This is a genomic window from Candidatus Aquicultor sp. (genome assembly GCF_054640775.1).
In genome coordinates, this window is record NZ_JBTSLF010000013.1 from 1 (window position 1) to 22,706 (window position 22,706).

General features: G+C 51.0%; 21 protein-coding genes and 1 pseudogene. 7 read left to right on the forward strand and 15 right to left on the reverse strand.

From position 1 onward, the window contains the following. A partial coding sequence (locus ACYC56_RS02130) for an FKBP-type peptidyl-prolyl cis-trans isomerase (protein WP_461372532.1) occupies positions 1 to 363 on the forward strand: 363 nt, incomplete at its 5' end. Between the two features lie 137 nt (positions 364 to 500). On the opposite strand, the pseudogene ACYC56_RS02135 reads toward ACYC56_RS02130, so the two are convergent. From ACYC56_RS02135 to ACYC56_RS02150, 4 genes and pseudogenes are all read right to left on the reverse strand, one after another. Beyond that, positions 501 to 992, reverse strand: a pseudogene (locus ACYC56_RS02135) (DsrE/DsrF/DrsH-like family protein). 493 nt (positions 993 to 1,485) lie between these two features. Next, positions 1,486 to 2,031: an orotate phosphoribosyltransferase gene (gene pyrE, locus ACYC56_RS02140; protein ID WP_461372533.1), complete on the reverse strand. Its 546-nt coding sequence runs from the start codon at positions 2,029 to 2,031 to the stop codon at positions 1,486 to 1,488. A 151-nt stretch (positions 2,032 to 2,182) separates the two neighbouring features. After that, a complete protein-coding gene (locus ACYC56_RS02145) occupies positions 2,183 to 2,749 on the reverse strand; it encodes a carbonic anhydrase (RefSeq protein ID WP_461372534.1) in 567 nt (188 codons plus the stop codon). 396 nt (positions 2,750 to 3,145) lie between these two features. After that, positions 3,146 to 4,207 carry a GGDEF domain-containing protein gene (locus tag ACYC56_RS02150; protein ID WP_461372535.1) on the reverse strand — a complete coding sequence of 354 codons (1,062 nt, stop codon included), beginning with the start codon at positions 4,205 to 4,207 and terminating at the stop codon, positions 3,146 to 3,148. A gap of 157 nt (positions 4,208 to 4,364) precedes the next feature. Here ACYC56_RS02150 and ACYC56_RS02155 point away from each other — a divergent pair, with 157 nt between their 5' ends. Continuing rightward, positions 4,365 to 4,703 (forward strand): hypothetical protein, encoded by a 339-nt coding sequence (locus ACYC56_RS02155; RefSeq protein ID WP_461372536.1) that lies wholly within the window; start codon positions 4,365 to 4,367, stop codon positions 4,701 to 4,703. Positions 4,704 to 4,744: 41 nt separating this feature from the next. On the opposite strand, the gene ACYC56_RS02160 is transcribed toward ACYC56_RS02155, so the two are convergent. The 3 genes from ACYC56_RS02160 to ACYC56_RS02170 form a co-directional block, all read right to left on the reverse strand. After that, positions 4,745 to 6,496 (reverse strand): methyl-accepting chemotaxis protein, encoded by a 1,752-nt coding sequence (locus ACYC56_RS02160; protein ID WP_461372537.1) that lies wholly within the window; start codon positions 6,494 to 6,496, stop codon positions 4,745 to 4,747. A gap of 234 nt (positions 6,497 to 6,730) precedes the next feature. Continuing rightward, positions 6,731 to 7,642, reverse strand: a complete 912-nt coding sequence (locus ACYC56_RS02165; RefSeq protein ID WP_461372538.1) for a DUF362 domain-containing protein — start codon at positions 7,640 to 7,642, stop codon at positions 6,731 to 6,733. Between the two features lie 178 nt (positions 7,643 to 7,820). Then, the gene (locus ACYC56_RS02170) at positions 7,821 to 8,393 is read right to left on the reverse strand and encodes a hypothetical protein (RefSeq protein WP_461372539.1); all 573 of its coding nucleotides are present in this window, start codon (positions 8,391 to 8,393) and stop codon (positions 7,821 to 7,823) included. 579 nt (positions 8,394 to 8,972) lie between these two features. On the opposite strand from ACYC56_RS02170, the gene ACYC56_RS02175 reads away from it, so the two are divergent. Then, positions 8,973 to 9,230 (forward strand): hypothetical protein, encoded by a 258-nt coding sequence (locus ACYC56_RS02175; RefSeq protein ID WP_461372540.1) that lies wholly within the window; start codon positions 8,973 to 8,975, stop codon positions 9,228 to 9,230. A 120-nt stretch (positions 9,231 to 9,350) separates the two neighbouring features. Here ACYC56_RS02175 and ACYC56_RS02180 read toward each other — a convergent pair whose 3' ends face one another. Beyond that, positions 9,351 to 9,620, reverse strand: a complete 270-nt coding sequence (locus ACYC56_RS02180; RefSeq protein ID WP_461372541.1) for a hypothetical protein — start codon at positions 9,618 to 9,620, stop codon at positions 9,351 to 9,353. Positions 9,621 to 9,638: 18 nt separating this feature from the next. Beyond that, on the reverse strand, positions 9,639 to 10,217 hold the full coding sequence (locus tag ACYC56_RS02185) for a superoxide dismutase (protein WP_461372542.1): 579 nt from the start codon (positions 10,215 to 10,217) through the stop codon (positions 9,639 to 9,641). A 260-nt stretch (positions 10,218 to 10,477) separates the two neighbouring features. Here ACYC56_RS02185 and ACYC56_RS02190 point away from each other — a divergent pair, with 260 nt between their 5' ends. After that, on the forward strand, positions 10,478 to 13,297 hold the full coding sequence (locus tag ACYC56_RS02190; protein WP_461372543.1) for a GAF domain-containing protein: 2,820 nt from the start codon (positions 10,478 to 10,480) through the stop codon (positions 13,295 to 13,297). A gap of 78 nt (positions 13,298 to 13,375) precedes the next feature. Then, the gene (locus ACYC56_RS02195) at positions 13,376 to 15,142 is read left to right on the forward strand and encodes an NAD+ synthase (RefSeq protein WP_461372544.1); all 1,767 of its coding nucleotides are present in this window, start codon (positions 13,376 to 13,378) and stop codon (positions 15,140 to 15,142) included. A gap of 29 nt (positions 15,143 to 15,171) precedes the next feature. On the opposite strand, the gene ACYC56_RS02200 is transcribed toward ACYC56_RS02195, so the two are convergent. Next, positions 15,172 to 15,663 carry a metallophosphoesterase family protein gene (locus ACYC56_RS02200; RefSeq protein ID WP_461372545.1) on the reverse strand — a complete coding sequence of 164 codons (492 nt, stop codon included), beginning with the start codon at positions 15,661 to 15,663 and terminating at the stop codon, positions 15,172 to 15,174. A gap of 146 nt (positions 15,664 to 15,809) precedes the next feature. Between ACYC56_RS02200 and ACYC56_RS02205 the strand changes: the two genes are divergently transcribed. Beyond that, the gene (locus tag ACYC56_RS02205; protein WP_461372546.1) at positions 15,810 to 18,023 is read left to right on the forward strand and encodes a GAF domain-containing SpoIIE family protein phosphatase; all 2,214 of its coding nucleotides are present in this window, start codon (positions 15,810 to 15,812) and stop codon (positions 18,021 to 18,023) included. A 90-nt stretch (positions 18,024 to 18,113) separates the two neighbouring features. Further along, positions 18,114 to 18,428: a hypothetical protein gene (locus tag ACYC56_RS02210; RefSeq protein ID WP_461372547.1), complete on the forward strand. Its 315-nt coding sequence runs from the start codon at positions 18,114 to 18,116 to the stop codon at positions 18,426 to 18,428. Between the two features lie 77 nt (positions 18,429 to 18,505). Here ACYC56_RS02210 and ACYC56_RS02215 read toward each other — a convergent pair whose 3' ends face one another. From ACYC56_RS02215 to ACYC56_RS02235, 5 genes are all read right to left on the reverse strand, one after another. After that, positions 18,506 to 19,126 carry a signal peptidase I gene (locus ACYC56_RS02215; RefSeq protein ID WP_461372548.1) on the reverse strand — a complete coding sequence of 207 codons (621 nt, stop codon included), beginning with the start codon at positions 19,124 to 19,126 and terminating at the stop codon, positions 18,506 to 18,508. Between the two features lie 20 nt (positions 19,127 to 19,146). Continuing rightward, positions 19,147 to 19,671, reverse strand: coding sequence for a TasA family protein (locus ACYC56_RS02220; RefSeq protein ID WP_461372549.1), 525 nt, complete (start codon positions 19,669 to 19,671; stop codon positions 19,147 to 19,149). A gap of 170 nt (positions 19,672 to 19,841) precedes the next feature. After that, on the reverse strand, positions 19,842 to 20,492 hold the full coding sequence (locus tag ACYC56_RS02225) for an HAD family hydrolase (protein WP_461372550.1): 651 nt from the start codon (positions 20,490 to 20,492) through the stop codon (positions 19,842 to 19,844). 7 nt (positions 20,493 to 20,499) lie between these two features. Then, the gene (locus tag ACYC56_RS02230) at positions 20,500 to 21,432 is read right to left on the reverse strand and encodes an ADP-ribosylglycohydrolase family protein (RefSeq protein WP_461372551.1); all 933 of its coding nucleotides are present in this window, start codon (positions 21,430 to 21,432) and stop codon (positions 20,500 to 20,502) included. 218 nt (positions 21,433 to 21,650) lie between these two features. Next, complete coding sequence (locus ACYC56_RS02235) at positions 21,651 to 22,637, reverse strand: hypothetical protein (RefSeq protein ID WP_461372552.1); 987 nt, start codon at positions 22,635 to 22,637, stop codon at positions 21,651 to 21,653. Between the last annotated feature and the right edge of the window lie 69 nt (positions 22,638 to 22,706).

Here is a 22,706-nt window from a genome sequence, read left to right on the forward strand (position 1 = left end):
GTAGATGAGACGACCCCGGATCAGCCGCTCGTCTACGTCCAGGGCGAAGGACAGATAATCCCAGGGCTTGAAAAGAACCTTGAAGGCCTTGGCGCCGGCGATAAGAAAGAGGTCGTTGTAGAGCCCGAGGAAGCATACGGGGAGTACTCTGAAGAGCGGCTTATGCACGTCCCACGAGAAGACTTACCTGCAGACGTCGAACCCGAGGTCGGCATGCAGCTCCAGGCCATGAGCGATAACGGAAGCATGTTTGTAGGCATCATAACCGATGTCAACTCCGATCACGTCGATGTCGATTTCAACCACCCTCTTGCCGGTAAAACACTGCGCTTCGAAATACAAGTCCAAGACGTCGAGGGCTAAAACACAAAACAAATAGCAAGGAAAAATAAAGACCGGTGCCGGCTACACATTATGTGTTCTCCGACACCGGTTTCCCGGCTAGTCTATGATTTACACTGCTAATGCACTTTAGTGCACTGTTATATCTGATTACCTGATTAAATGAACCAGTTGATTTGCGAATCGAGAGCCGACGCTATCGCCATTGATGCACCGGCGGCCGGTTCCATACCATCGATTAAGTCTTCCTGCTTTAATCCAAAAGCATCCATAGTCATTTGTCACGGTATGAACTTTATGCCCGACATCAGCGCCATCTCAATGAGGGTGTCGAGTTCCGCGACCTTTTCGTGCTTGAAGATCTTCCTCATCATCCAGGTACCCATGCCGCCCATGTTCATCTGAGATATTTTAAGCCTGCTGGTATGACCTTTCTTCATAAATCCCATCATCTTCGTCATCCAGTCCTTGCCCGTGATCCCAAGGTTCTTTTTCTTGAACGCTAACAGACCCCAGAAGGTAACGAATACGGTAACCTCTACGTCATAGGCGGCTGCAGTAGTCGCCAGTATAAGTTGTGGGTATACCTTATCTAGATCATCGCTCCAAGCGACTATCGTCGCTCTCTTAGGTGCTTCAGCTTCGCTCACGCTCAGTAGCCTCCTTAAAAATCTTATAATCCATTCAATACATATCGCTAGAATTTTCGAATTATATGTCTGAGCTGGTAGTTAGTGTCTCTAGCTTGTTAATCGGCAAGGTTGTGGTAAACATTAACACATCAGCATGCGCTTACTACAACCCGCTAAACCGCCTCCCTGTGTTTAACTGCGCAGGCCAGGCTCTAAACTAAGGCCATAGCGACCGTAACCACCTCCGCACTCAACATGGTAAGTCACGCGGTTTGTTGATACTCAGCATATTAACAATATACTATACGGGGTATTATACACTAAGCTCGAATAAAATGGAAGTAAACAGTTAATAAGCCCTTTAGCCTGTTTTAAAACTACACGCTGAACTCTTTTCGCACTTGATAAGTGCAATTTCTGCTATTACTGCGAGCACTTGCTCGAACGCAAGGTATTTAATTACAGGATTATTATTCCAGATTTATAGCTGTAGGGGGTACGGTGAGGGGTATCAGCCGGCGCTGATCCCCAGGTCTGCGATAGTAAACAACGTCTCGAGCTTATAGCCCTTATCGCGAATGATATCGCTCCCGCCCTGCTGCCTGTCGACGAGACAAATGGCCTTTATGACGTGGTGCCCTTCACTTTCGGCGGCCTCTATTGCTTCAAGGATTGACCCGCCTTTTGTTATAACATCGTCTACAATGATGACGTTTGAGCCTGGCTCAATCGGCCCTTCGATGCGCTTCATCATCCCGTGCGCCTTCTGCCCTTTTCGCACGATAAACGCCTCGACCGGCCTGCCCTTTTCGTAGCTCTTCACGGCAACGGCCGTAGCTATCGGATCTGCGCCCAGCGTTAAGCCGCCCACTGCATCGGCGTCCTCAAGCATATCGGAGAGCACCTCACCGATCAAAAATGCGCCCTCAGCATCCAGCGTGACCTTCCTGCAATCGATATAGTAGGTACTCTTTTCTCCCGACGAGAGAGTAACCTCTCCAAGAATTACCGCTTTTTCTTTTAATACGTCCCGCAATCTCTCTTTGTAGTCAGCCATGGATACCTCCTGATTTTTTGCTTCGACCAGTGTAACACATATCAGGCGATAGCTCATAGGCTCAACTTGCATGCCACATATCATAAACAAAGGGGCGGAAACCATCCGCCCCTTTGTTGAACTCTTCCTTATTGGTTGTCTTTAAACCCGCCTAGTCTACTTCCAAAAACTCGACCTCGCCCGTAGCGAGCTCGTATTTGGCGCCAACGACTTTGAATTTGCCTTTCTCGATGAGTTCTTTGACGATCGGGCTGTTGGCCTCGATGTCCTTGACGACCGCCTTGACGTTCTCAACGACGGCGTCCTCGATAATAGCAGATTCTTCTTTATCCCTGGATTTTGCGATTTCAACAGATGGCTCGATTTTGGAAGCGATTGCGCCTATGTTCGGTGGGATTTCACCACCCTCAACCGTTGCTTGGACCGCACCGCACCCGCTATGTCCCATAACGACAAGCAACGGTACGTTGAGATGCTCGGCAGCATATTCGATGCTACCCAAGGAAATCGTATCATCCACATTTCCCGCAACGCGAATTACAAATAAATCCCCAAGCCCCTGATCAAAAACGTCTTCCGGCGGAACGCGCGAATCAGAGCATCCAAGGATTATCGCAAATGGTTTTTGTCCTTTTACCAGCTCTTCACGCTTGCTCCCACCGAGGTCCTTTTCAGCAAGCTTGTCTTCCGCAAACCTTGCATTGCCTTCCTTCAGCAATTGCAGTGCTTCATCTCCCGATTTAACAACGTCAGGTCGCTCAAGCTTGACGACCTCCGACTCTTTGATTGATTCTGTCTTAGTCTCACAACCAGATACCGCTATTCCAATAACAGCAACCCCGATTATGAGTAACAGTGTGATGAGTACTTTGAAGCTTTTTAGATGGTTCAGCTAAATACACCTCCTTATGCATGGTTTAGATGTTTCAGGTACTTTTGGTTTTGTGCGTCTTACAGGCTTAAACATTTTAAGAGTTCTAAATCTGCCGAAATCGTTCCGGTTGGCGGGATGTAAGTTATCATACCATCACAGAGGACTCGGATGCTAGGCAAGGTTTATGGTGATAAACAAGGCGCACTCTAAGGAGGAAAATAAGAGATTGGAAGGGTATTTCTAGGAAGCCTGTTCCTCAGATGCATCGTCGGAGGATTTAAACAGTGTAACGGCATTTCCACCGCGGTTTTTTGACTCGTACATGGCGTAGTCGGATGCGGCTATTAACAGCTCTTTTCTCTTTGCATCCCTGGGATAGGTAGCAACACCCACGCTGATCGTTACGTGAGAAACACCCTCTCTGGCGTTGAACTGCAATTTCTCGACCTTTGCTCTGATCCGCTCCGCCACAAGCACTGCCGCTTCGCTATCGGTATTCGCCAGAATGATCGCAAACTCTTCCCCGCCGTATCTGGATGCGGCATCGTAATCGCGTATCGAGTCTTTGATCGTCTGTGCGACATCAACGAGAACTTTATCGCCGAGCAGGTGGCCGTGCGCATCATTGAAGGCTTTAAACCCATCAAGGTCGCAAAAGAGAAGCGACGCCGGGGTCTCCAGCCGCGAGGAACGGTTGAGTTCGGCTTCAAGTTTGATCTGGAACGAACGATGGTTCTCAAGTTGCGTCAAGTGATCTACATAGGCCTTGGCCTCGGTCTCGATTTGCTTTTCTTTCAGCGTTTCCTTCAGGAGCGAGTTCTCTTTTTCCTTTCGCTGAAGAGCTTCGGTAATTTTATCGAACTCCCAGGATAATTGCCCGAACTCGTCCGCTCTATCGAGGTCGATGCGCTTCTCAAGGTTACCTTGTGCGATGTCATGTGCGCCCTCGATGAGCTGTTGCAGGGGCTTAAACACTTCCCTGTTGAACGCGGAGTATAAAAGAAACACGATGACCAGCAAGGCGATAAGAGTGGAGAGCACAGTATTTGCCATATAGCGCCGTAGGACCTCGTCCTTGAGCGTAAGGTCCGTAAAATTTGTCCTGGCATCGGTGACCGCGTTCACCGTTTTAATAGTTGAATTGGCGCTTGCTCTATACTGCTCGTCGATCGATGCGGCCAGGTTGCAGTATGACAAATAGGTGTGAAACGCAAAAACGACCGATATAACGGTCACCGAGATCAAGATCAACTTGACTGAAAGGCTTAAGCGTTTATTGACGGCTGTGCCGCTCTTCTGCATAGGGTTCCACCTGCTTGGTATCTTCAAGGACAATTAAGTGATGTATCGGCATCATTCGATGCGACTTTTATAACTTTTATCACTTCTATAGACTGGTATGATTTGCTAGAATCGAGAGAGGGTAATAAGTCTATCTGCCAGGACTTAAGGTGTCGCTATGAAACAGAAAAAGACGCTTTTCGTTTTCCTTACTATCTTTATGGTTTTGCTCGCAGCCCTCTCCATCGCCGCGTATGCATATGATTATCTCTCAGCACTGCCTGATACAAATGGTAGCTCTCCCACCGTGCAATCCCAGGAATCATCGATGCCCGTGCAGGGGTTTGAAGCCCAGACGACCGATACATCTACAGGACCCAGCGATGTCACACCGACTACATACAGCAACGGCGGTACCCATCCTTACGGCACCTGGAACAACCCCTACACGAACGGCGTAGATGGGTACAACTATACCGACCCGCAGGATTACACGAGCACAGCAAACGATAAATAAAAAGGCGACCCGAGGGCCACCTTAAGAAGTATGCAATAGTGCTAGATATTAACGCTCGCTATGAGCTTATCGAGTTCTTCGGACATTCCTGCCAGCGACTGCACCTGGGCCGAGATCTCCTCAACTGAGGCCGACTGCTCCTGGGATGAGGCCGAGACCTCTTCTGCTGAGGCTGCGGCTTCTTCTGAGGCGGCTGCGATCGAGTCAACGGCACTGACGAGCTGATTCGTCGATGATGCGACTTCCTCGGCGGTGGCCGAGTTCTCTTCTGATATTGCAGCGATCTGGTCGATTGCTTTTGATACCTGGGAGGAGGCCGCCGCCATCTGGTCCGCATTCTCCGAGACTTTAGCGATTTGGGAGATGACCTGCATGATGGAGCCCATCATCTCTTCGATGGCATTTCCTGCGTTGGCTGCAAGCTCGCCTCCGCTTTCCACTTCATGTGTGCCTTTTTCCATGGCCTCGACCGCCTGCATCGTCTCATCCTGGATACCCTTGATAAGCTCTGCGATCTCACCTGTGGCTTTAGCGCTTCTCTCGGCGAGCTTTCTGACCTCATCTGCCACCACTGCAAAACCTTTACCGTGCTCTCCTGCCCTGGCTGCCTCGATGGCCGCGTTAAGGGCAAGGAGGTTGGTCTGCTCTGCGATGTCGTCGATGACTTCGATGATCTCACCGATTTGTTTGGATTTCTCTCCTAAGGTCTGTATCTTGCCTGCGGAGTCAAGAACGGTCTCTTTGATGCTTTGCATCCCGGTGACGGTCTCTTCTACCGCGCTTTTGCCTCTGTCTGCGACGGTTGAGGTGGCGTCAACGACTTCTGCCACCATCTGTGCGCTCTCTGAGACCCTGTTGATGGCATCGATGAGTTGGCTCACACCGCTTGCGGTCTCGTTGACGCTTGTCGCTTGGTTCTGTGCCCCTGTTGCCACTTGCACAACCGCATTTGATATCTGCTCGACAATGCCTGCAGCATCGCCTGCGCTTTTGCTCTGGTCCCCTGCTCCCGTTGCCACTTGGCTAATCGCTGAGGAGATCTGGGTCGTTGCCTGGGTCATCGCGTCCGAGTTGGCGGAGAGTTCTTGGCTTGAGGAGGCGAGTTTCTGCGACATCTGCTCGATTTGGCCGAACATACCTTTAAACGGTTTTACGATGCCGAGTTGCACAAAGAGGATGATACCTGCGGTGAGCAACACCGCCAGGAGCACCGCGATGAGCAGCAATCTGGTTGAGCTTACTTGAACGTTATCTACATTGTTGTTCGTAGTCTTTAAGCTGTTCTCGATAGAGCTATCGAGCTTATCGAGCGCTTTTAGATATGCATTTTGTGCCGCTGCTGCTATAGGTATCTGTGCCTTTGCATATCGCTCATTAGTATAGTTGTTAAGAATCGGTTCTACAGAATCTAGGTATGCTTTTCTGGCTGCTTTAATCTCATCAACCAATTTGGGGTCTATGTCGGATGTCTTCTTGATCCCTGCATCCAACTTATCGCTGAGCTTTTCTAAATCAGCGTCTATCGCCTTTCCTTTTTCGATATAGCTCTTATCTTTTAAATAAAGCAACTGGTAAACATTAACACGATAGCTCTGAGATAAAGTATCTAGGTCAGCTATATCGCGGTGTAACTGTGCATCCACCTGCAGGTCTTCGGCGTTAAATCCCATTTCTCCCATGCCCTTATACGCCACAATGCTCGCGATTGCTAATGGGATAAGCGTTAGGGCAACAATAACCGTTAGCAGGGTGCCCAGCTTTACTTTGCTCATCCATTTCTTTATAAAGCCCATCTATTGCTCCTCCTCTTAACATAAGAAAAATAAAATGCTTTTATAAGTGCTAACCTTGTCATTCGGCAAGCGAGAGTTCAAACTTAATATCATATTTGTATCACTTCCGGGTGTATCCGCAGAGGTCAGAAATAAACTTAATGGGTTGGTAGCAACACCATCGCTGATTTACCAATTGAACGCAGTATTAACTGCGGCGCGCACGAGCGAACGGCATGGGTGCTGTACCTCTTGCTATGCTGTGCGTCTTAGCTCTTCGGGGATTTCAAGGTAATCGCTGATTCTGTTTACATCGTCAAAGTCGTGACTAAGGAGATCTATTTGAGAACCTGTACCGGCGCCGAGCCCGATTTCTATCCCGTGACGAAGCACCGGCTGGTCCCACACCCTTGGCTTCTGAATCTTCTCCTCCGTACCGAGATATTTTAAAATCGCAAGGCCGGTGGCATCGGCAGCCGTTAGGTTGGCCGTGGCGACCATAAGGTCGGCTTCCACGACATCGCCGCTAAATGGGCCGCCGCTTACCATAGCGCGGGTCCCATCGAGTAGGACATAATCCGCAGGACGGGCGAGGTTGAGTTCGGCAACACGTTTGTAGAACACATTGCGGGATGATATGTGGATCGAATAACGACTACGGTGGTCGACTACTCCCATCCAGTTTTTAAGCGCCATTGAGTAGACCGCCTTGAAATGGGTCTTTACGACGCATTGGGATATCACGTAATCCGCTTCCAACAGCATCTTCGGCACTTCGAACCGACGCCAGTGAGTCGCTCCGGGTGGAGACACCTCGACCCATTCCTCATCTTCAAAGCCGATGACCTCGGCCCCGGCATCTGCGGCCGCCTGGTAGATGCCAAGCGTGCCCATCGATCGCACCGTGGGCAGGTAACTTACGTTTGAAGAGTCGGCGACTATGACCTTTTTCGGGTTATATTTCTTCACATAGTCGATGAGCGCTGCAATCGTCTGCGGGTTGGATGTTGCCGGAAACAGGTCATCCGAGTTCACGTTGGGCTTTATGAGAACGACCATGCCGGGCTCGAGCCCATTCAATCCCCCGGCAAGCTCGATGACCTCCGGTACTACTGCCTGAATCGACTCAACGCCGGCGACCGCCACAACGGCACGTTCGTTTTCCATGATCCATACCTCCATCGATATAGCTGCAAGCTAGACGATACAAAACCGTGCTACCCGGTAGTTCTCATGTATTGTGTGCAAATCGACGGTTCGTTAAACGAAGGCAAAATAAAACGAGGCACATCATGCCCCGTTCTTTTCTCTGCGTAACGCGACCGACCGGTCGTTATGAGCTGGTTCACTTCTTGCAGGTCGTCCCCGTTGTGGCCCCTTGCGTTGATGGGGCGCTGATCTCCATGAGCGCCTGCGCTGTGACCGTATCAGTGCGACCGTCGAGCGCCTTTGCCGATATAGTAACGGCATATTTTCCCGGTGTTGCGGACGAGTCAACGGTCCAGGTCCAGGATATAAGGCCGCTCGTCTCGGCCTGTTTTGGATAGAGTGTTTTAGCCTCATTAGCGCTTAACTTGTAGCCTGTATTGACTTCACATAGTGCCCCCGGTTTGGTCTGGGCGAACAGCGTTACTGTCGACCCGGGGTTAACCGGCGAGGTAACCGATATGATCTTTACGGCCATCTGCGGGTCTGTAGTCGCAGTCGTTGGGGCATCGGTAGACTGCGGCGCAGGGTCCGAACTTCCGCCGGCCACGGATTGCGAGTCGCCGCTTACTTGCTCATCCTGCGAGTCGCACGCCGCTACGGTAAACGTCAAGACTATTACCAGCGCAAACAAGAATGGTAGTTTTGCGCTTTCATTTAGTTTTGCCAGTAGCTTCTTGATCCCCCGGTTCTTTGTTTTCAATTGATTCATGCGCCTCCCAATACCTCTAAAGCTTACAAACTAAAACTAACAAGCTTGAACCTAAAAACTATAGTTTCAAATAAATCATATTATATCAGGGTAAGCCCTGCTTTGACCCTTCCACTATATCTATATACCCCCAGGAGTATATAGATATAGTACCCTATTTCGGCCGCTCTGTCGACCTGTGGGTGTACTACTTCCTCAAACGCCTCCTCGCCCGGTACTAGGGGCAAAATTACTTATCTATTTAGCTATTGTTTAGGTTTATAGAACACCGTTTTGCATGCATGATCATCGCCCTCCATATCAGCATATGACCGCTTGCATGCAATCCTGACGCCCTTACATTGCGACCTGGTATCACTGCACCTTATCTACCAGCGGTAATGCCATCATCAACAGTTAAGTAACACTTTAGCTAGCATGATTAGCAATTGGCCTGGTAGATGGCGTATCATAAAGTTTGGCTTTAGGGATTGCAGAATGCAGGTATTTCTCAGCGTGGGCGGAACACCTACAGTGATTTTTAGTAGTCACGTTTAGAGTTCAGATTATGCGGCAATTATCATAACTGAGGTGATAATAGTGGCAGTTGAGAGGTATGATCTTAGATCAATGCATTACGGTCCAGACCCTGCCGCGTTTTTCGAGGATGCGTTTAGCAAAATCGCCGACGAACTTTCTCCAGGACAAGAGGCATCGATAGTTGTAAATCCGGAGAACATGAATGAGCCGGTTAGCCAAGTTGCAAGCCTTGCCGAAGCCAATGGCTTGACGGTAATCGCAACACAGGAAACGGCAACCGACTCGACGGTCATAGAGGTTAAAAAACGCGCGGCATAGCCCTCGAATAGGGGTCTCATCGGGAACAAAACAAGGGCAGCTTAGACTGCCCTTGTTCCCTCTATTTTCCCTCAGATTTCCCGCTACCTATCGTTGAGAATACTGACGCAAAGGTTATGGTTATGCTTCGGACTTGACCTCGTCTTCTTCGAAATGCTGTACGAATTGCCCGATTTGAACGCCAAGGTAAACGCACTTGATGCCGTTCATACACTCGTCGGCATCCTTCTTATTGAGAAACGTCTTGAGTTCATGCTCCCCTTTGACAAGGTGGATTACCCACGCGTTCTCGTCGTTATCGAATTCGAGACTCACATCAAGATCGTGCTGATCGATTTCGCGGTACATCTCTCTTAGTTTTATCGCTAACTCGTCTTTTGTGTAACTCATGATACACCTCCATTGCCGTTATCCAAGCCTTTCCTCGACGGCTTGCCAGTTAATGTTCTTAAAGAACGCCTCTATGTAATCAGGTCTTTTAATCCCGTAATCGACCATATAAGCGTGTTCGAATACATCCATAATCAGGAGCGGCGTGCAACCGGCGGGATGGCCTGTGTCGTGTTCGTTAATCCAGAAGTTTATGAGTCTGCCCGTTGCGCTATCCTGGTAAAGAACCACCCAGCCGATTCCCCTCATGGCGCCTGTTGCCCTGAAATCCTTCTCCCAGGCGTCAATACCACCGAAGTCTCCTGCGAGCTTCTTAGCAAGCGCTCCCTCAGGGTTGATCGAGCCCTGTCCGCCCAGGTTCTCAAAGTAATACTCGTGAAGACGCATGCCATCAAATTCCCACCCGAGCCTGCGCTTTAGCTCGGCGTATTCCGGGGTCGCCGTTTGGCCGGCGTTGAGCATCGTGGCCAGCGTATCAAGTAGCTTGTTCGTGTTGGTAACATACCCCTGGTACAGCGTAAAGTGATTATTTAATAGGGTGTCGCTAAAACCCTCCATCCCAATAAGTTTGCTGTAATCTTTCGCAGTGTAAGCCATATCGATCTCCTTTCAAATGTTATAAATCGCTTTTCAAATATCAACTCCGCATCATCTACCGAAAGAAATTAGAGAGTAGAGATTTTCTATATACCACACTTAGCCGCCTTTCAAACGCTTGCACGCTGAGTTTTCGAAAATCATGAGGATACAGAATGGTGCACAAATGGGTATAACAGGCTAAATCAGAAAAAAGCGGTGACGTAGGACACATCTCGTTGTTCTCGTTATTCTATGCGAAAAAGAGGCATAAAACAGCGATGATACCGATCTCGAACGAAGGGCGGGCGGGTTCTTCAAGTAAAGCAGAGCCTTCGCACCTGAGAAAAGACCTTGATACCCTCTTGTCGGCCCTGGCGGATATTTCGTCTGAGCTTGATATCGACAGCCTCCTACCCGAGGTCATGCGCCACGCCACAGACCTCTGCGATGGCGATGCCGGCACGATAGCGATAATCGATCGGAAGGGCGCAGTAGTTCGACGATACCCGTATAAAGCCCCTGAGGCGGTAGTTTCAGCGGAAATACCGCCAAACAGGGGGGCTTTGCGCGAGGCGATCGAAAAAAGAAAAACGATTATCGTAAATGATTACCCCGCCTATCCGGAAAGCATCGAGGGCTTCGTCAAAGCTGGGATCAAGGCTGTGATAGTTGCGCCTATTATCCGTAAGAACAGGATTATAGGTGTTATGGAGGTCATCAGCTTCTCTGGGAAGAAGCGTTTTTCCGGGCATCAGGCGACCCTGCTTGAAGCAGTGGCCAGGCAGACGGCGGTTGCGATTGAAAACGCGCGACTCTATGAAACCCTGCGGGAGTCAACCGGTGAGCTGACAAGAAGAAGCAAGGATCTGCAGGCGTTACTGGGTGTGGCGCTCGATATCACATCGGGACTTAAACTAGACGAGCTCATGCGCAAGATTGCCAGCAACGCCACGGAGTTGACGGGGGCCGATGCGGGGGCCGTAGGATTGTTTGATGAGGAACGGGGCGTAGTTACGTACCCGTTCATCTATAACCTCCCCGAAATCCTATCAAAAGTGGATGTGCCGCTGGGCGAAAGTATGAGCGGGCTTGTTATCAGCCAGAAAAAATCCTTAATGCTTGACGACTACCAACAACTCCCCCAACGCATGCAGATCTTTGCCGAAGCGGGGTTGCGTGCGATTTTAATGATTCCCCTTACCCAGCGGGGGAAGATCATAGGCACGCTCTGGGTTTCAAGTAAAAACCCGGAGAAAAAATTCGACGAGCGGGATGGGACCATCCTTGAGGGAATCGGCAGGCAGGCGGCTATTGCGCTGGAAAACGCGAGGCTCTTCGCAAACGCCGAGCAAAAAACCAAAAGCCTTTCAAGGCTGTTTGAGATCAGCCAGACGATCAGCGCGGGCCTTAATCTCGACGAGGTTTTCAAGCGCGCGGTCAGCGCTATAAAAAGCGTCTTTGATGTGAGTGCGGCGTGGATTGCGATCTACGACGAAGCGTCCGGCTCGGTCAGGATCGCCGAGTATCAGGGACCGTCGCGGGACACGATTCTCAAAACGGTCGTGGAGCGGCCGTATTCCGGCCTGGACGAATACGCCATCGCCGAGAAAAAACCCCAGATAGCAAACGATATCCCCTCTGACCCAAGGATCGCAAACAAAGAACAGGCGCTAAAGCTGGGTGCCCGGTCGATGATTTCGATACCTATCATCAGTAAGGGCAAAAGCATCGGGGCGCTCGGTGTGGGGGCGCTGTTTCCGACTGAAACTCCCAAAGGTAAAGAGCAGCTTGAGTTCTTCGAAGCCATTGCTGCGACTGTCGCTATCGCGATTGATAATGCGCGGCTTTTTGAAAGCGTGAAGGCCTCCGAGAAAGAGGCGCGGCGCAGGGCCAGAGAGCTTTCGATTTTAAACAACTTATCCAATGTGCTCTCACAAACCCTTGAACTCGATACGGTACTCAACACCGCTATAGACAGTATCCTGGAGCTGCTCGAAGCCGATGCGGCGGCAATATTTTTTCTCGTTGAAGAACGCCAAGTCCTCGAGATGATCAAACACCGGGGTGTCAGCGATTACTTTGTCAAAAACAGCTTCGAGATACCTGTGGGCGAGCGGCTCCCTGGAGCGGTTGTAGAATCCGGAGGACCGATTATAATCGAGGACCTCGCTAAGTATCCCGAGTTCGAGGCATCGGTTGTTTACGAAGCATTCAAAAGCCTGGTTGGGGCGCCAATTAAGTCAAAGAACCAGATAATCGGCGTACTCGCCCTCGGCAGCAGACAAGTTGGTAAATTCAAGGAGCGCGATGCCACACTGCTTGAATCGATTGGAAACGAGCTTGGCATCGCGATAGAGAACTCGAGGCTCTTCGAGGCCCAGCGCAATATATCGGATGCGCTGCAGCACAGCATGCTGCCGACCTATATTCCGGATATACCGGGCATTGAGATCGGCGTGCGCTACTCGTCGGCGACCGAGGAAGCAGTGGTCGGCGGTGACTTTTACGACATCTATGATGTCAACGGAGGCTACGCGCTGGTGATCGGCGATGTCTCCGGCAAGGGCATTGAAGCCGCATCCTCGACGTCGATGATGAAATACGTGCTGCGCGCCTATTTGTACCAGGACCACTCCCCTGCCCAAGCCATGACCGAGACGAACAAGTTTATTAAGCGCCAGGTAGAACGGGCGGTTTTTATAACGACATTTTGTGCGGTCTACGACCCAACAACGGGGCTCTTAACATTTACAAACGCCGGTCATCCCTACCCTTGCCTGCTCGATCAGACCCAAAGAACATGCATCGTTATGGCCACCAACGACCCGGCGGTCGGCATTCTCGACATATACGATTACAGGGAGAACACTGTTGTCATGAATCCCGGAACTCTCCTGGTATCGTACACCGACGGGGTTCTCGAGGCACGCTCCCCCGATGGAGAGTTCTTCGGAGAAGAGCGCCTTGTTGAGACCCTTCTGCAGGTCATCGACTTTTCCGCACAAAAAATCGCCGATTCCATCCTTGATGCCGCGTTCGAGTTCTCACACGGACACCTCACCGATGATATCGCAATTCTGGTCACGCGCAGGATATAGATTTAACAAACCCGGTATTATTGCGATATATTATATGAAGATATAATAAGTTATAACAGACTTGCGAGAGAATATGGGGTGTTTAAGGTTAGAACGGTTAGATTGGCGCTGGCACAAGTTAATACAATGGTCGGTGATCTCAAGGGTAATGCCGAAAAGATCGCCTCTTTTACGAAGCGGGCTAAAGAAGAAGGGGCGCAGATCGTGGCGTTCCCGGAGCTTTCCCTCTGCGGCTATCCCCCAGAGGACTTGCTCCTTAAACCCAAGTTTATCGAAGATACGACGAAAACCCTGCATTCCCTGACCCCCATATCGGACGGCATCATTACGATCGTCGGGTTTACGGATATGACCGACGACCTCTACAATGCGGCCGCGGTTATGTACAACGGCAAAATCATAACCACCTATCACAAGATGTTCTTGCCGAACTACGGCGTCTTTGATGAGGTACGCTACTTTCAGCGGGGCTCGCAGATACCGGTGTTCAAAGCAAACGGGCTTACCTTTGGGGTAAATATCTGCGAGGATATTTGGTTTGCCGAAGGCCCCACGGGCGCCCAGGCGCTTGAGCCGGGATGCCAGCTTATCATTAATATTTCAAGCTCTCCTTACCACTTTGGGAAAGGCCTCCTTCGCGAGGAAATGGTCGGGATGCGCTCCTACGATAACCAGATCTATATCGCCTATGTAAACGCGGTTGGCGGTCAAGACGAGCTGGTCTTTGATGGGCAAAGCCTCGTCGCCAACCCAAACGGCATGATACTTGCCCGGGGCCGTCAGTTTGAGGAAGACCTGATGATCGTGGACTTGGACCTATCGGATGTATCGTCAAAACACCTTTTCGACCCCAAGCGCAGGCAGCGCACGCATCGCCCCGAAAAACAAAACATCGTACAGCATACTATAGATGGCTTCTCTCTAGATGATTTCGCTTCGCAGTCTGAAGCAGAACGGGCATCGACCGCCATCATCGAGCCGACCCTGGAGCCAATAGCTGAGATCTACGAAGCGCTTAAGATCGGCTTACATGATTATGTTCGCAAAAACGGGTTTGAAAAAGTTGTCATCGGACTGAGCGGCGGTATCGACAGCGCGCTGACGGCCGCCATCTGTGCCGACGCCTTGGGAGCGGACAACGTTGTCGGTGTCACCATGCCGTCGCGCTACTCCTCTACCGGCAGCGTGGAGGATTCAGAAGACCTCGCCGCAAACCTTGGCATCAGACTCTTGAACATCTCAATTGAACCGGAGTTCGTCGCGCTGAAGGAAATAATGAAACCGGCCTTTGACGACCTGCCAGAGGACATTACCGAAGAAAACATGCAGCCGCGAATCAGGGGTATGATCCTCATGGCCCTTTCGAACAAGTTCAACTGGCTGGTAATCGCAACGGGCAACAAGAGCGAGATAGCGGTCGGCTACACCACGCTATACGGTGATATGGTCGGCGGTTTTGCGGTTATAAAAGATATTTTAAAAACTACCGTATACGACCTCTCGAATTACAGGAACACGCTTCCCAGCGGGCCGGTCATACCGCAGAGTATTATCGACAAAGAGCCGTCAGCAGAGCTAAAACCCGGCCAAAAAGACGTAGATACCCTTCCCCCTTACCCCGTATTGGACGAGATTCTACACGGCTATATCGAGTCGGAGAAAAGCATGGATGATCTCATCTCAGAGGGATTGCCCGAGAAGTACGTAAAATGGGTTATCCGCAAGGTGGACCAGAACGAGTACAAGCGGCGTCAGGGACCGATAGGGATAAAGATAAGCCCGCGGGCGTTCGGCAAAGATCGCCGCATGCCGATAACCAACGGCTACCGTGAAAACGGCCGCTAACCGGGCATTATCGTCTTACAACGCACGGCTTAGACATCTACGATTTCGGCGGTCAATCCCCCATCTGCGGTCACTAGAGCAACCGTATTGCGGTCGGCAAACCTGGTATCGGTCGGGCTCCCGGGATTGAGCATGATGATCCCATCGAGTTTGCCCAGGTAGGCCTCATGAGAGTGGCCGAAGATAATCATATCCACACGCTCGTCCTTAAACACGTCAAAAACGCGGCCTTTGAGCCCGGTTTTTGTTCCCCCGCCATGGGTAACGCCGATTCTATAACCCCCGAGCTCGAATACCAAGCTCTTTGGGAGCCGATTGGCGACGTCCGTGCTATCCATGTTGCCCGCGACAATATAAGTGGGCTTTAGCCCCTTGATGTAATCAACGAAGAGCTGCGAAACCGAATCCCCCGCATGGATAATGACATCGACTTCATCCAGGAACGGCTCCAGAATGCGCTGCAAGGCTTTAATATCCTCTTGCCATTTTGCATGTGTATCCGAAATAACCAGTGCTTTCATAAAGGTATATTGTGCTACAAGAAGGCTTATGATGCAAGGTCTCCCTGAGGACGGACATGCAACCTGGCGCCCCTCCCCTGCGCCGGGTTTCAAAGCGCTTTTGCCGGGTATAAATGTACCGTGTTGCATATACGATGGAGGCATAGATGGGCACGTTTTCGTTGAACCCGTCTGAACATACTACTAAAGATCGACGCTCTACTCTATTAAAAGCCGCCCTCGGCCTCATGAGTTTTTTACTACTGGATACAAGACGTACCCATTCCCGCCTAAGACGTAAAGAACAGCTCTACAAAAATCTCTTCGAAAGCGCAACCGAAGCCACGTGTCTGATCGATTATCACGATAAAATCATCCTTGATTGCAACCCGTATTTTGCACGATTGACCGGATATACCCACGATGAACTCTTTCATTTGAGCGTGCTAAAACTTGTGCCGGAAAGTGAGCGCGCTCGGCTGGCTCAACTCTACAGGGAAGTAGCGAACAAGGGCATGGCCAACGATGTAACCGGTATCCATCTTGTAAAAAAGAACGGCGCGACTGTCAGTGTCACCTTCTCGATAGCCATTATACAAGCCGATTCGGAGGAAATGGCCCAGGTGACCATAAAAGACGTTTCGGCCGAAGAACAGCAACGCCGGTATTTGAACGACCTTGAAACGCTCAACCGGATCACCCTAGAAATCACATCTAAGCTTGAGATGGATGAGCTGATGCCCAAGCTTGCCGAGCACACAGTAGACCTTGCCGGTGGAGATGGCGGATTTGTGAGCCTGGTCGATAAGGATACCGGCGAAGCGGTCGGTAAATACGCATACAACTTGCCCGAGCCTGTATATTCCAGGTGCACAGCACTAACAGCTGAAGCGGTAAGAAAAAGGCACATGGTCGTAATCGATGATTACCCGGCCATGCCCCAAGCGTTTGATGATGTCATCAAAAGCGGTGTCAAAACAGCGCTGTTTGTACCGGTTATCGTTGACGGTGAAGTCACGGCAGCCATAAGCATCTTTGGCTTTTCATATGAAAAGAGATTTGATGACTACCGTAAAAACCTGGTTGAGGCGGTCGCCAGGCAGGCGTCGACCGCAATCGAGCACGCGATGCTCCATCAGCAACTGAACAAGGCGCTTACTACCTCGAACTTGCTGCTACGGGCGGCGAACGTAATTGGAAGGTCGCTCGATATCAACGAGACGCTACATGAACTCGTTAACATTGCAGTGAGAACCACGGGATTAGACCACTCGAATATTGGGTTGTACGACCCTGAGCACGACGAGATGGTTGTCGCCGTCAGCTACAATAACTCGATACCGACAGGATTGCGGTTTAAACAAACCGGTTCCCCGGAGGCGGCAAAAATCAAAAGCGGCACGTGGTTTATCGCTGATATCGACGATCCCCAGGTCTCTCCCCAATTCAAAGAGTTTATGCGAATGACGAATGTCGAATCGGCCCTTTACAGCCCACTTATGTACGCTGGCAAGCTTATCGGTGTCATGTGCATAGGTAGCACAAAACGATTCACATTCGAGGAACGACAGATAGATATCTCGCGCGGCATTGCGAGCCAGGCGACGGTTGCAATTCAAAATGCAATCCTTTACACCCAGACAAAAACCGAGCTTGAGAAAGAACACCACATAGCAGAAGAACTGCAGCGCAGCCTTCTGCCGCAGGAACTCCCGGAAATCCCATTTACCGACCTCGGGGCATATTATGCATCCTCGACCAAAGAAGCCCAGGTTGGCGGCGACTTTTATGATATCATCGCACTGCCCGGCAACCGTTACGCGATGGTGATCGGCGATGTCAGTGGAAAGGGCATCGAGGCCGCGGCCTCAACGGCGATGGTCAAGTGTACTATCCGAACCTTTCTCTATCAGTACGCATCACCCTCGTTCGCTTTCTCCCAGGCAAATACGTCCCTTAGCCGTCAGCTTGAGCAAGGGGTATTCGTCACGGTCTTCTGCATCGTGTATGACGTAGACACCGGGCTCATAACGTATGCGAACGCGGGGCACCCGCATCCTTGCTATTTTAACAAGGAAACGGGTCATTGCCTTCAGTTAGCCAGCGCAGACCCGGCGATGTGCCTGCTTCCCACCTATGCCTACCATGATCACACCACCACTCTCGCGCCTGACGGTTTTATCGTGACATTCACCGATGGGACTCTCGAAGCAAGACGAGACAATGAGTTCTTTGGAGAAGAGCGCTTAAAACGGGTCATCGATATGTCTGCCGATCTTGCAGCCCAGGATATAGCAGATAGCATCATCAAGGAGTGCTTCACCTTTGCCCGGGGAAAGCTAGATGATGATATCGCAATACTTGTGATAAAACGGCTTTAAAACTGTATTACCATAATTTTCCTTTAGCTTCCCTGATAACCTGCCGATAATATATACGGTACTTGTAAGCTCAACACGGGGATTGAGAGTATGAATAAGCATGAGTTTTTAAAAAAATGGGAAGCTAAGAGCGGCCTTAAATTAATAGGCGAAGAGCGCGAGCGGTTCGCTAAGGAGTGCGAGTTACTCCTCTACCTTGACGACGACATCCTCGAAATGGCGCTTAAAGTCGCCGGGCAAAAACGTAATTACAACCTGCAGTATATTGAGACCGTGGGGTTGCACCTGCGCCAGTACCTGCACAGGGTAAACTACGACACAATCGACGGCGAAGGCGAACCGGAAGAGTGCGTTACTCACACAAGAAAACACCTGACGCTTATTACCGGCGGAAAACCCGTATAACTTTTAAAGATACATGATTATCAAGAACCGGCCCGAGGGCCGGTTCTTTTTTATCTCCGGTGAATCGGCTTCACTGCTTAACTGCAATCTAACGCCTCGGTATCTGCATTACCGCTAGGATTGATGAGCTCACTTGTTGTCATACCGGTCTCATTGATAAAGGCGGCGCGCTCGGCTGCTCTGACTTTGTCTATAACGAGAAGCAGCACCAGGAACGCCAGCGACAGGTTGAGGGCAAGCAATCCCATTGGGGTCTTGGTGAAGGCCAGGATGTAGCCCGCAACGGGGATGACCCAAACCGCCCTGCCCATTAGCTCATCCTTGGCGACCAGCCCTGTATCTGGGCGATGGTTGCTGTCGCCTTGTGTTCTGATGTAGGCAGACCCATCCTGATACACCTTTTCAACCGCCCTGTGTGTAACCAGGGAATCCGGCGATTTGCCGTCTCGAAACACAACGATTTGGCCGTCTCGAACATCCTCGAACTTAAGCGCCTTAAAGACAAGGAGTGAACCGGGAGGCATGTGTGGCCTCATGCTGCCGCTTTTTACAATAAGAAGACCGACGCGGCCAGAGGCGGCAGAGGCGAAGAAAACAACGAAGGCTGCTATAAGCGCCATCACCAGGCCGGACAATAAACGGTCCCTTAACGATGTTTTTCTCCAGCTTTGCTTGATGCTTGTTAAATAACGTGTCATCCCGGTTCCTCCTTCTTCCTTTATGGTGTGACGGGTCTCCATTGCTCAGCGTCGAATCTGAACTTAACGGTGGCTGTAGACTCATCATCAACATCCGCATCCTGTGGAATCCAAACTTTAAAGCTTACGACGTGACCGTTTTCCGGCCCTCCGCCTTCAACACCATTTTCCCTGGCAAGCCAATCGGTTTCGAGAACATTGAGATTTCCGGTCCACGTATCCCCCGATTCCATATCCGCGACTTCGACCATGGCAGCGTTCCAAAGTTTGGTGCTCGTCCCGGTTTGCCGGTAGGATTTGACCTTGTAGAAAAACTTGGTATCCATTCCGCTAAAAACGGTTAGCGTGGCCTCTTGCGGCGGGCTTCCCGGCATGAGATCCGTTATCGCCATAAACGGCTCGGGATCGGTGCCAAGACACATCGAACCTGTGGTTATTGTGTTGTCCATGTTCTCGGCTTCGGCGGTCATATAGGAAAACGTGCCGCCGGTGAGCATGGTAAGTACAAGCATGATGCCGACCAAGGCTATCATCAGCTTCTTCATAGTGCCCCTCCTTATTGATTTGGTCCCCGACCAGCGAGCTCTCTGATAATGGGTGTGCAAAGAATATAGGCGCTGTTGGCCATTTATACATTTGCACATATGCATAATAGCGAATAAAGGTAAGCCGGTCAAGCGGTTGCAAGAAATTCCTCTAGAATTTTTTGGGGAGGCTAGCGGAGAATCTTTTCAATATGGTGAAGCAGGTCCGCGATATCGTCATAGATTTTATCGGCGCCGGCTTCTAGTAGCTGCTCGGCGGAGAAGCCGCCCGTTAAGACGCCGATGGCGAGCATTTCCGCGCTCACAGCCGCCTTAATATCATGGGGGCTATCGCCAACGACCGCCGATTCATGGGGGTTAACGCCAAGGCGCTCGGCCGCTTTCAGAAATATCTCGGGGTCGGGCTTTGAGCGCTGGATATCCTCAGCAGCGATAAGCGCCCCGATAAGGTCTTTTGACGAGAGGAGTTCGACATAGAACCGGGCGTCCTGACGGGTAGTCGATGTTGCAAGGGCGAGCTTCACTCCCCTATCATGTAAAACCCAAAAGAGTTCTTTAACCATCGGGAAGGGCTTTATTCCCGGATAATACTCGCGGAAAATGCGTTTCTTCTCGGTAGCTATCGCCTCGGCGTCTTTTACCTTGTCTACAGGAAGTAGGGTTTTTGCGATTTCGGTCGCGCGCCTGCCTAATTGGGTTTGGATTCTCTCTGCGGTCATCGGGACGCCGGATTCTTCAAAGGCTTTGAGCCAGGAGTCGATATGCAGCTGTGTGGTGTCGACAAGCGTACCGTCGATGTCGAATATGAAAGCCTTGATCATTGTATCCTTACGTTGCCCGCAGTGCGATGGTGTACAATTCGGTCGCCAACCGTTCGATGATCGGGGAGTCCTCTACTTCTTCGCGCCACTTAAGCGGAATTCCTTCAAATCCCAGGTATGCGCCCGAAAGCGCCCCGGTGATAGCTGCGGTCGTATCGGTATCGTTTCCACCCCGTATGGCGTTGTAGACGGCGGTCTCGTAGCTATCTTGAGAGGTTATAAAGCAGTAGAACGAGCTTGCAACGGTTTCGACGACATATCCACTAGTGCCTAAATCGGCGAGCGCATCTTGCGACGCGCCCCCTTGCTCGAAAAGCTTTTGGGACGCCTCAAGCCGCAGCAAAACATCGGAAGGATGCAGGAGATTCAGCACTTCGGGAATCAGCTTATCCGGTTCGATATCCCCTTTTGCCAGGCGGGATACGGCAAACGCTACGGCAAAGCTGCCGTTGATGGCTTCGTGGTTGTTGTGGGTTATTTTCGCATCGTCGGCGGCGTTACGCCACAGATTATCGATGGTGTTGACATTGAGCAGGCCGATAGGCGCGACCCGCATGGCCGTGCCGTTGCCCGCCGCCCAATCGGCTTTGACTCCGCTGTTTCGCCAACTTGCGCCCTCTTTAAGGTTCTCGAGGCTCTGCTGTGTTATCTTTCCTATACCGCGCAGGTCTCCCGACGTATACCAGTCAAGATATCGTTTTGCAGCCTGCTCGGGGTCGAAGCCGTGTGCGTCTACAATGCTTCCGGCAAGGGCAAGGGCCATTTTGGTATCATCGGTCCACCGGCCACGGCTCCAGCTCCATAGCTCGTCAAGGAACTCGGTCATATCTACGTTTGACCGCTGTACCGCCTCGGGGGAATATCCTTCGACCCGTGAGCCCAGCGCATCCCCGATCGCAAGCCCGAGAAGGCACCCGATAAAGCGGTCTTCTATTGGCACTATCGGTGTGATACGTAACCCTCCCTTCTTCCTGCTATTCCGAAAGATGATACTGTCGTGATTTGCGGTTCGAGGTGTTCTATACCCAAAATACCGGCTTTGCCTGGATGCGGCAATCCCTTGTGGGACGGCAGGTTGGGTGTGACAAAAGAAAAAGCTGGAGGAAAACTTTCGGCTTTTCTCCAGCTCTGGATGTTCTTTATTGTATAGCCCGCCGATTAACCTGACGATTCATCGGCTCCGTGGTTGTCGTTTACCGGTTGCGGCTCGAAGTATTTGGCGAGCGTGTCCTGTATCTTTTCAATCCGCTTGCTGTCTTCTCCTTTTGGTCCTTGAGCCCTGATCGGAGGCCTTCCCGCATTTTTGGCCGTATCCGTAACAAGGGATTTTTCTTCCTTATCCGTTTTGGCGGTCGCTGCCTTCTCTACTTTTGCGGTTTCAGCTTTGACCGGCTCGGCTTTTGGAGCTTCCGTCGCGGCCGCTACTGGTTCGGCTGCTACAGTTGCTGCGGGTGTAGGTGCGGCAGCGACTTGCGGTGCCGGTGCGGCAGGTTGGGCGGCTTCGGCTTTTGGGGCCTCGGGCTTAGGCGCCTCGACCTTTTGGGCTTCAGCTTTTGAGGTTTTTGGCGTATCTAAATCCATAACGATCTGGTTCAGGCCTAAGGTCGTTATCTTTGGGTCCGTATTTACTACGGAACCGGCATCTTTGGATGCGGTGCCGTTAGTCGGCGTGGTGTTCGCGACGAGAGCCGTTGCTGTGTCGTTTGCGACAGCCGTAGCGGGTGCGACCGGGCTCGGGCTCTGTGCCGTAGCCGGTTGCGGTGTGGTAACGGGTGCCTGTGGTATCGCAGCGGTCGGTTCTACAACAGGCACGGCGGGTGCGGCCTCAGAAGCAACAATTTGCGGCTCGGCTACAGCAACAGGTTTGGTTTCCACAACCGGTTGCGGCGTAGGTACGGCGGGTGCTGCGACCGGCTTTCGTTCGGGTCTGCGCCCTGGTTGTACCACTACTGCGGGTTTGACTTTTGCTTCTACTTTTGGCTCCACCTTCTTGGGTTGTTCTTGAGGGCGTGGAGTTGGTTCGTCGTATGCGTCCCCCGGTTGCCGCGATTCTTTTAGAAAGCTGATGGTGTTCTTTAAAAACATTCCAATAGCGAGAATTGCGATAACGCCAAAAATTCCCACTGTGAGCAAAGTACTATCCATACTATTCGTTCCCCCGTTTCCCTTACAAAATATGTTAACGCTTAGATAGCTTTTTATCAAGGTATTTGG

What these genes read in the sequence shown, in the direction of transcription:
- ACYC56_RS02155 (WP_461372536.1), top strand. Translation starts at nt 4,365, where the DNA reads ATGAAACAGAAAAAGACGCTTTTCGTTTTCCTTACTATCTTTATGGTT.
- ACYC56_RS02205 (WP_461372546.1), top strand. Translation starts at nt 15,810, where the DNA reads ATGGGCACGTTTTCGTTGAACCCGTCTGAACATACTACTAAAGATCGA.
- ACYC56_RS02165 (WP_461372538.1), bottom strand. Translation starts at nt 7,642, where the DNA reads ATGGAAAACGAACGTGCCGTTGTGGCGGTCGCCGGCGTTGAGTCGATT.
- ACYC56_RS02215 (WP_461372548.1), bottom strand. Translation starts at nt 19,126, where the DNA reads ATGACACGTTATTTAACAAGCATCAAGCAAAGCTGGAGAAAAACATCG.
- ACYC56_RS02160 (WP_461372537.1), bottom strand. Translation starts at nt 6,496, where the DNA reads ATGGGCTTTATAAAGAAATGGATGAGCAAAGTAAAGCTGGGCACCCTG.
- pyrE (WP_461372533.1), bottom strand. Translation starts at nt 2,031, where the DNA reads ATGGCTGACTACAAAGAGAGATTGCGGGACGTATTAAAAGAAAAAGCG.
- ACYC56_RS02170 (WP_461372539.1), bottom strand. Translation starts at nt 8,393, where the DNA reads ATGAATCAATTGAAAACAAAGAACCGGGGGATCAAGAAGCTACTGGCA.
- ACYC56_RS02225 (WP_461372550.1), bottom strand. Translation starts at nt 20,492, where the DNA reads ATGATCAAGGCTTTCATATTCGACATCGACGGTACGCTTGTCGACACC.
- ACYC56_RS02210 (WP_461372547.1), top strand. Translation starts at nt 18,114, where the DNA reads ATGAATAAGCATGAGTTTTTAAAAAAATGGGAAGCTAAGAGCGGCCTT.
- ACYC56_RS02235 (WP_461372552.1), bottom strand. Translation starts at nt 22,637, where the DNA reads ATGGATAGTACTTTGCTCACAGTGGGAATTTTTGGCGTTATCGCAATT.
- ACYC56_RS02185 (WP_461372542.1), bottom strand. Translation starts at nt 10,217, where the DNA reads ATGGCTTACACTGCGAAAGATTACAGCAAACTTATTGGGATGGAGGGT.
- ACYC56_RS02220 (WP_461372549.1), bottom strand. Translation starts at nt 19,671, where the DNA reads ATGAAGAAGCTGATGATAGCCTTGGTCGGCATCATGCTTGTACTTACC.
- ACYC56_RS02150 (WP_461372535.1), bottom strand. Translation starts at nt 4,207, where the DNA reads ATGCAGAAGAGCGGCACAGCCGTCAATAAACGCTTAAGCCTTTCAGTC.
- ACYC56_RS02190 (WP_461372543.1), top strand. Translation starts at nt 10,478, where the DNA reads ATGATACCGATCTCGAACGAAGGGCGGGCGGGTTCTTCAAGTAAAGCA.
- ACYC56_RS02180 (WP_461372541.1), bottom strand. Translation starts at nt 9,620, where the DNA reads ATGAGTTACACAAAAGACGAGTTAGCGATAAAACTAAGAGAGATGTAC.
- ACYC56_RS02200 (WP_461372545.1), bottom strand. Translation starts at nt 15,663, where the DNA reads ATGAAAGCACTGGTTATTTCGGATACACATGCAAAATGGCAAGAGGAT.